At 55.2% G+C, this 8063-nt stretch carries 5 protein-coding genes and 2 rRNA genes (1 of these 7 cut by a window edge); 5 read left to right on the forward strand and 2 right to left on the reverse strand.

The genetic code is table 11. The features are described from left to right. The first annotated feature begins 110 nt into the window (after positions 1–110). The 5 genes from LPW13_RS13230 to LPW13_RS13250 all read left to right on the forward strand — a co-directional run bounded on the left by LPW13_RS13230 (position 111) and on the right by LPW13_RS13250 (position 4822). Positions 111–1361 carry an MFS transporter gene (locus LPW13_RS13230; RefSeq protein ID WP_230436061.1) on the forward strand — a complete coding sequence of 417 codons (1251 nt, stop codon included), beginning with the start codon at positions 111–113 and terminating at the stop codon, positions 1359–1361. Positions 1362–1363: 2 nt separating this feature from the next. Continuing rightward, complete coding sequence (locus tag LPW13_RS13235; RefSeq protein WP_230436063.1) at positions 1364–1990, forward strand: helix-turn-helix transcriptional regulator; 627 nt, start codon at positions 1364–1366, stop codon at positions 1988–1990. A gap of 122 nt (positions 1991–2112) precedes the next feature. Further along, positions 2113–3441, forward strand: a complete 1329-nt coding sequence (locus tag LPW13_RS13240) for a DnaT-like ssDNA-binding domain-containing protein (protein ID WP_230436065.1) — start codon at positions 2113–2115, stop codon at positions 3439–3441. Next, positions 3353–4006: a replication protein P gene (locus tag LPW13_RS13245; RefSeq protein WP_230436066.1), complete on the forward strand. Its 654-nt coding sequence runs from the start codon at positions 3353–3355 to the stop codon at positions 4004–4006. Before LPW13_RS13240 ends, LPW13_RS13245 begins: the two co-directional genes overlap by 89 nt. A 102-nt stretch (positions 4007–4108) precedes the next feature. Continuing rightward, positions 4109–4822, forward strand: a complete 714-nt coding sequence (locus tag LPW13_RS13250; protein WP_230436068.1) for an outer membrane beta-barrel protein — start codon at positions 4109–4111, stop codon at positions 4820–4822. 619 nt (positions 4823–5441) lie between these two features. On the opposite strand, the gene rrf is transcribed toward LPW13_RS13250, so the two are convergent. After that, positions 5442–5557, reverse strand: a 5S ribosomal RNA gene (gene rrf, locus LPW13_RS13255). A 234-nt stretch (positions 5558–5791) separates the two neighbouring features. Further along, positions 5792–8063, reverse strand: a 23S ribosomal RNA gene (locus tag LPW13_RS13260) (it continues 610 nt past the right edge of the window).

Consider the following 8063-nt stretch of genomic DNA (forward strand, 5'->3'; position numbering starts at 1 on the left):
TCTGCGCGCCGAATAGGGAATATCTATAACGACAATAGATAAGCATTTGCTTTTCTTATTGCTGTATCGCGGTACCCTAAATAAAACAACAATCAACTTTCTTTATTACCATGCCAATAGCCAACCCAAGAACCACCCTGCTCGCCGTATTGCTGGTATCCCTGGTGGGAACCGCCGGCATCGCGCTGCCCTACCCTGTATTGGCGCCCATGTTTCTTGAAGGGCCCACCAATGACCTGACCCACTTTATGGGGATGCCACCCAAGCTATTGTTGGGACTGGTACTGGCGTTGTTCCCGCTGGGATTGCTGCTGGGCAGTAGTGTCATTGGTGGCCTCTCGGATCACTTCGGACGCAAACGGGTATTAATGTCGACTCTGCTACTGGCCTCGATCGGCTATGCGCTTTCGGCCACGGCGTTACTGCAGCAAAACTTCATTCTGTTTGCCGTGGCGCGCTTTCTCACTGGCGTCTGTCAGGGCAATATCGCTATCGCGCGTGCAATTGCCGCCGACCTTCACCCCGCCATCGACCGCACCCGCGCGCTGTCTCTGGCCATGGCCTGTACCTACGCTGGCTGGCTTCTGGGCCCTTTGTCCGGCGGTTATCTGGTAACACTGGGGGTAGACGCCGTTTTCTGGTTCGCGGGGCTGGCGGTCATCGTTTGTACCGCGCTGGTACAGTTTGGCATTCAGGCAGACCGGCCACTGGCCGGGCACCGGCCCAGTCTGCTCACCCTGGCACGCGCGCAAAACTCCCTGGCACTGTGGAAAGAGCCGGCGATCTTCCCACTCGCTTTGTTCAATCTTTTATTCTGCCTGGGAGTCAACGCATTCTACGAGTTCTACCCGTTCTGGCTGGTTGAAAAGTTCGGCTTTGCTCCCCACCAGATCGCCTGGAACACAGTCGCGGTCACCGGCACGATGATTGCCACCAGCGCCCTAGTGGTCCCGGCGATGCAGCGTCGATTCGGCAGTACTGCGCTGGTCTTGAAAGGAGCGCTGGCGCTGGGCACTCTGCTGCTATTTTTGCCACTGGCCGGGTTGATCAGTGTGTATCCGGTATTTGCGCTGATCGGCATTGGCATTGCTACCGTGAATGGGGTCTTTCCAGCACTGATGTCAGAGCGCTTCGAACAATTTGGTCAGGGGCGCATCATGGGGCTCCTGACAGCCAACTTCTGCCTTGCGAGCGTTATTATTGCGCTGGTGGGCAGCGGTGTGGCGCTCGTGGGCAGCCACTGGTCCCTGGTTTTGGGAGCACTGTTGTGTTTCGCCGGCGCGGCACAGTTTGCGTGGCAACGACACAGAACCGCCAGTCCGCGGCTTTCTTCATCAATAGCGAAATCACCGGTGCACTGACTATGGCCGCTTCCAGCAACAATCGCGATCGGATTCTGTATATCCTCAAGACCCGCGGCCCGCAGACTGCGCAGGTACTTGCGAACGAGCTCGATATAACCCCGGTGGGTACACGCCAGCACCTGAAACAACTGGCCGATGACGGATTACTGGCGCATTTCGAACGCGCTGAGAAAGTCGGGCGCCCTGCGAGCTTCTGGCAATTGACAGAAAAGGCCCACGGCCGATTTCCAGACCGCCACAGTGACCTGTCCCTGCACCTGATTGATAGCGTGCGCGAAGTGTTCGGTGACGAGGGCCTGGAAGCACTGATTGCCAAGCGCGAACGCAACGCCCTGAGTGACTACCAGCAGGCGCTGGCAGCATGCACCAGTCTCGCGGGAAAAGTGAAGAAGCTGGCAGAGCTCCGCAATCGGGAGGGCTACATGGCCCAGGCAATACATCAAAGCCACGGTGTCTGGCTGTTGGTGGAGAATCACTGCCCTATTTGTGCCGCAGCCACCAAGTGCCGCGAATTTTGTCGCTCAGAGCTGGATATCTTTCGCCAGTGCTTGCCCGAAGCTGAGGTCGTGCGCGTTGACTACCTGTTAGAGGGCGCGCGACGCTGTACCTACCGAATCACTCCCTAAACCACTAACCGATCAGTCATTCTATCGGCTCTGCTCGCACAGGTTCTACTCGCACTCAAAGCCCGCTTCCAGATGGCGATACCAGTCCCCGGCCACAGGCCCCGGGTGTTATCATCCACTCCATGAAACATCCCCTGCTCCCGGAAAGACCGCTGTCTATCTCTCCCACTCTGGCTGCCACCGTCGGCCTGGAGGAGGCGGTATTGTTGACGGCTCTGGGAGACCTGCTGCCATTTCTGCCCGCGGAATCCCACCCGGGGCGCGACTGGTATGTTGCAGAAGGAGAGCAACTCGAGCAATTGCTGCCGTTCTGGCAACCGGCGGATATACAGCGGGTCGCCACCAGTCTGCGCAACCAGGGCGCACTGTTGCTCGGTGCCGCCCCCTATGGGGGCAGCAGCATCCTCAAGTTTGCACTGCCTGAGACCGGCGCACCCGCCTCGAATACTGCGCCCCCGGCCCGGATGGCCAGCCGTCAGCAGACGGTGCGCAGTGCCAATACCATCGGCCCCAACTGGACACCGGATAACGAGACACTGGCGCGCATCAGCCAGCTGGGTGTACCAGAGCACTTTGTGCGTGAGCAAATACCGGAATTCGTGACCTATTGGCGCGACCGGGGCGAGAGCCGTCATTCCTTCGGTTCCCTGTTTCTCAAACAGGTGAAGAGTAAATGGGAAGCCTTCCGCGCGACCCAGGGGCGCAAGCAGCCACTCCCCCAAGACTGGCACCCCGATCAAGGCACCCTGAGCAAGCTGGCGGACGAAGGCGTCCCCAGTACCTTTGTGCGTCGCTGTATGCAGCGGTTTGTGGAGTATCACCGCAAAAGCGGTAAACAGTCCGTGTCCTGGGATCTGGAGTTCAATGACTGGGTCACTGAAGACTGGGAACAGCAGGAAACGCCGTTCATCGAGAAGCGCAAGCCCGTCGCCATGGTCAGAGACTGGCAACCCAGCGAACACACCTGGGAGCAACTGCGCCGTCTGGCCATCAACCCCAGTTTTGCCGCAGAATTGCTCCCTGAATTTATTTACAAATGGCTTGAGCGCGGCGGGCACAGCGCCCGCTGGGGCGAGCTGTTTATCGAGTACGCGCGAGAAGAGTGGGCCTATTACTGCCAGGGCATTGAGAAGAACCCGGTAGCCAAACCCATATCGCGTAATTGGCAGCCTTCCAGCGACTGTCTGGGGCACCTGCTGAATCAATGTGAAATAGACCGCGACTTTGCCCTGGGCCTGGTGCCCGAGTTCCGTATCTACTGGCGAGAACAGGGCGGCGCACGCAAAAGCTGGGATGCCGTGTTCGTGCGACACGCGCGTTACCAGTGGGCAGAGCGTAATAAGTTCGCAATAGGACAACACCATGGCAAGCCACAAGAATCCCGGCAATCAGGTAACCAGCGCACAAGGGACACATCGGTCTGGGACATCGTCACAGACACAAACTGGTGATCCCGAGCTCGACGCCAGAAAACGTGCACTGAATGAAGTATTCGGCCTGCTCAAACTGAGTTACCACAATCAGTTCAACGCGGCTTTTCCCGATGTACAGACCCTGAACCACGCCAAGCGGCTGTGGCTGGAATCTCTATCGGGATTTACTCCCGAACAGATGGTCGCAGGCGCCAAGCGCGCGATCAGGCAGTGCGAGTACCTGCCCACCGTACACAAGATGCTGCAATTGTGCGCCGAAGGCGAGAATGGACTGCCTGAACCCCGCGCAGCCTACCGTGAAGCCTGTAATGCGCCGAGCCCGAAGGCGAATTTCAAGTGGAGCCATCCTGCCGTATACCACGCAGGGCGTGCAGCAGACTGGTTTTTTCTCGCCAACAATCCCGAGTCCTCCGCGTACCCGGTATTCGCCGCGCACTACAAAAAGATCTGTGAGCGCCTGATGGCCGGCGACAAATTACCCGCCCCCGAGCAGGTGCAGCTGGAGCATCAGCAGGGTCAGCCCCTTTCCAAATCCGAAAATGCCAAGAAGTTGGCGGAATTGCGGGCCCGACTGAAAATATGATACTCATTAGCAGCCGGCTTTAGGGAATACAGTACCAGCCGGCTTTAGGGAATACAGTACCAGCCGGCTCCAAACCCCACTCTACCAACAGCAGGTAACGCCATGGCACGGCTCCCCAAACTGCTTGTTGTATCTGCAGCCCTGCTGGCAACCCCCGCCAGCGCCGATTTCTACTCCCACCGCTATCTGGGTCTCAGCGCCCTGGATGGCTCCCTCGATGGCTTCTGTACACAGGCAACGGCCTTTGTCAGTGGCCTCAACTCACAACAGCAATCCGCTTCTGGTACATCTTGTGAAGAACAGGGTAATGGCTGGAAGGTTTATGGCGGGTGGCGCTGGAAGCCCAATCTGGCGATTGAGTTGGACCTCCGACAATTACCCGATGCCAGTCAGGCTTTTCAGGTCAGTAACCCCCGGTTCCCAGCAATGCGGATCAATGAAGAAATCACCTCACGTATGGGCAACGCTTTTGTTGTCGCTCACCTTCCTTTCGGAACCACCGGACTCAGCGTATTCGGCAAGGTTGGCGGCGGATTCTGGCTGAGAAGGCTGGAGCAAAACCAACGCGGCGAAGCTGTATTCCTTATTACCGGTGATGACGGGGCAGAAGAAGAAATCACAATGCCCGTGTCAGGGCAGTGGCGCGAGAATCAAAGCGGCTTCCACTGGGGGTATGGCGCAGGAGTCAGCTATCGCCATCACAACCGCTGGACACTGCGTGCCGAGTGGGAGCTATTCCCGGAGGTCGGCAGCAGCGACTTTCGCGGTGAACAGGATATAGAGAGTGCTTCACTCGGGTGGAGCATGCACTTCTGAGTCCATCCCCCACTCGCTTTTCCCCCCAATATCCATCCTCATGGCCGCCCTGTTCCGGCTTGTGGATCACGTAACCTCCTTGCGGGCCCGGAGTCTGGAGCACAGGTATTCAGGCAGCTATTAGTTTTTGATTTTCTGTGGATTTTTCCACTTATTCACAGCCACTATTACTAACAGATTCTTGGGACAGACCTGTGCATAAGTTGAGAGTAGTAGCCCTGAAGCCCATGACAGCTGGTTTCACGGGATGCGTACAAAAATACACCGACATAAGTTCCTCGTGGACGAAAACGTTTTATCCAACGAGATATCCCAAGAGGAACCTTCACTCATAAAAGTTAATCACAGGACAACACTGTTTGGTTTTCTGTTTCCACAGACTTCATGGCTGTGTGAATTGAAAGGATGAAATAGTAGCGGTTACCCACATATATGATGGATAGACCTGTGCATAACTACGGGATATTGGAGGTAAACCGCATGGTTACTGGCTTTGGGGAACCGTATAAAAATACGTCGATGGGTTTTTGAACAATTCTGGGCGGGATAAAGCTGTGGAAAGTTTTTTCCATATATGAAAAAGGCCCAGCCGCGTTAGCGACTGGGCCTTTGAATTAAAGCCTGACGATGACCTACTCTCACATGGCGAATCACCACACTACCATCGGCGATACTGCGTTTCACTTCTGAGTTCGGCAAGGGATCAGGTGGTTCCACAGTTCTATGGTCGTCAGGCAAACTGGCTTGGGTTGGCTCGGTCTTATGGGCTGCTCTTGATATCAAGGGCCCTGCGCTGCCGTGTTACCGCCGTTTGCACGATCTTTCGATCAACGGTAACCCCAAATAATTCGGTAAAACAATCTGTAGTAATACACCGCAAGAACTCTGTATGTCTCTCGTTGCTTGCGCCTTAACGCTCACAATCCAATCCAGCCTTGCTAGATAATCGTCAGTAACCATCTCTGTTGTATGGTCAAGCCGCACGGGCAATTAGTACTGGTTAGCTCAACGCCTCACAACGCTTCCACACCCAGCCTATCAACCTGGTAGTCTTCCAGGGCCCTTTAGGGAACTCGAGGTTCCAGGGAGATCTCATCTTGAAGGAGGCTTCCCGCTTAGATGCTTTCAGCGGTTATCCCGTCCGAACATAGCTACCGGGCAATGCCACTGGCGTGACAACCCGAACACCAGAGGTTCGTTCACTCCGGTCCTCTCGTACTAGGAGCAACTCTTCTCAAATCTCCAACGCCCACGGCAGATAGGGACCGAACTGTCTCACGACGTTCTAAACCCAGCTCGCGTACCACTTTAAATGGCGAACAGCCATACCCTTGGGACCGGCTTCAGCCCCAGGATGTGATGAGCCGACATCGAGGTGCCAAACACCGCCGTCGATGTGAACTCTTGGGCGGTATCAGCCTGTTATCCCCGGAGTACCTTTTATCCGTTGAGCGACGACCCTTCCATTCAGAATCGCCGGATCACTATGACCTACTTTCGTACCTGCTCGTCATGTCTGACTCGCAGTCAAGCGCACTTATACCATTATGCTCATTGCATGATTTCCGACCATGCTGAGTGCACCTTCGTACTCCTCCGTTACTCTTTGGGAGGAGACCGCCCCAGTCAAACTACCCACCATACACTGTCCCCGATCCCGATAAGGGAACTGGGTTAGAACCTCAAACATACCAGGGTGGTATTTCAAGGATGGCTCCACTGCAACTGGCGTCACAGCTTCAAAGCCTCCCACCTATCCTACACAAGTAGGCTCAAAGTTCAGTGCAAAGCTGTAGTAAAGGTTCACGGGGTCTTTCCGTCTAGCCGCGGGTACACTGCATCTTAACAGCGATTTCAATTTCACTGAGTCTCTGGTGGAGACAGCGTGGCCATCGTTACGCCATTCGTGCAGGTCGGAACTTACCCGACAAGGAATTTCGCTACCTTAGGACCGTTATAGTTACGGCCGCCGTTTACCGGGGCTTCGATCAAGAGCTTCGCCTAAGCTAACCCCATCAATTAACCTTCCGGCACCGGGCAGGCGTCATACCGTATACGTCCACTTACGTGTTTGCACAGTACTATGTTTTTAATAAACAGTCGCAGCCACCTGGTCACTTCGACCGGTCTCAGCTTAGGGAGCAAGTCCCATCACCAAAACCGGCGTACCTTCTCCCGAAGTTACGGTACCATTTTGCCTAGTTCCTTCACCAGAGTTCTCTCAAGCGCCTTGGTATTCTCTACCTGACCACCTGTGTCGGTTTAGAGTACGGTTCGCAATTGCCTGAAGCTTAGAAGTTTTTCCTGGAAGCATGGCATCAACCACTTCACCTACAAAGTAGGCTTCGTCATCAGCTCTCGGCCTTAGGGACCCGGATTTGCCTAAGTCCCCAGCCTACTACCTTAAACACGGACAACCAATCGCCGTGCTGGCCTAGCCTTCTCCGTCACTCCATCGCAGCAATTGCAAGTACAGGAATGTTAACCTGTTTCCCATCGACTACGGCCTTCGCCCTCGCCTTAGGGGCCGACTAACCCTGTCCCGATTAGCGTTGGACAGGAACCCTTGGTCTTCCGGCGGGGAGGTTTTTCACCCCCCTTATCGTTACTCATGTCAGCATTCGCACTTGTGATACCTCCAGCAAACTTCACAGTTCACCTTCAGCGGCTTACACAACGCTCCTCTACCATGCAACAAAGTTGCATCCGCAGCTTCGGTTATCAGTTTGAGCCCCGGTATATCTTCCGCGCGGGCCGACTCGACTAGTGAGCTATTACGCTTTCTTTAAAAGATGGCTGCTTCTAAGCCAACTTCCTAGCTGTCTGGGCCTTCCCACATCGTTTCCCACTTAACTGATATTTGGGACCTTAGCTGGCGGTCTGGGTTGTTTCCCTTTCCACGACGGACGTTAGCACCCGCCGTGTGTCTCCCGCGATTGCACTCCACGGTATTCGGAGTTTGCATGGGGTTGGTAAGTCGGGATGACCCCCTAGCCCAAACAGTGCTCTACCCCCGTGGGTGAGACGCGAGGCGCTACCTAAATAGCTTTCGAGGAGAACCAGCTATCTCCCGGCTTGATTAGCCTTTCACTCCGATCCACAGGTCATCTCCTAATTTTTCAACATTAGTGAGTTCGGTCCTCCAATTGATGTTACTCAATCTTCAACCTGCCCATGGATAGATCGCCGGGTTTCGGGTCTATTGCCTGCAACTGAACGCCCTATTAAGACTCGATTTCTC

Origin of the sequence: Microbulbifer celer (genome assembly GCF_020991125.1) — a bacterium.
GTDB classification, from domain to species: domain Bacteria; phylum Pseudomonadota; class Gammaproteobacteria; order Pseudomonadales; family Cellvibrionaceae; genus Microbulbifer; species Microbulbifer celer.

What these genes read in the sequence shown, in the direction of transcription:
- LPW13_RS13235 (WP_230436063.1), top strand. Translation starts at nt 1,364, where the DNA reads ATGGCCGCTTCCAGCAACAATCGCGATCGGATTCTGTATATCCTCAAG.
- LPW13_RS13245 (WP_230436066.1), top strand. Translation starts at nt 3,353, where the DNA reads ATGGCAAGCCACAAGAATCCCGGCAATCAGGTAACCAGCGCACAAGGG.
- LPW13_RS13240 (WP_230436065.1), top strand. Translation starts at nt 2,113, where the DNA reads ATGAAACATCCCCTGCTCCCGGAAAGACCGCTGTCTATCTCTCCCACT.
- LPW13_RS13250 (WP_230436068.1), top strand. Translation starts at nt 4,109, where the DNA reads ATGGCACGGCTCCCCAAACTGCTTGTTGTATCTGCAGCCCTGCTGGCA.
- LPW13_RS13230 (WP_230436061.1), top strand. Translation starts at nt 111, where the DNA reads ATGCCAATAGCCAACCCAAGAACCACCCTGCTCGCCGTATTGCTGGTA.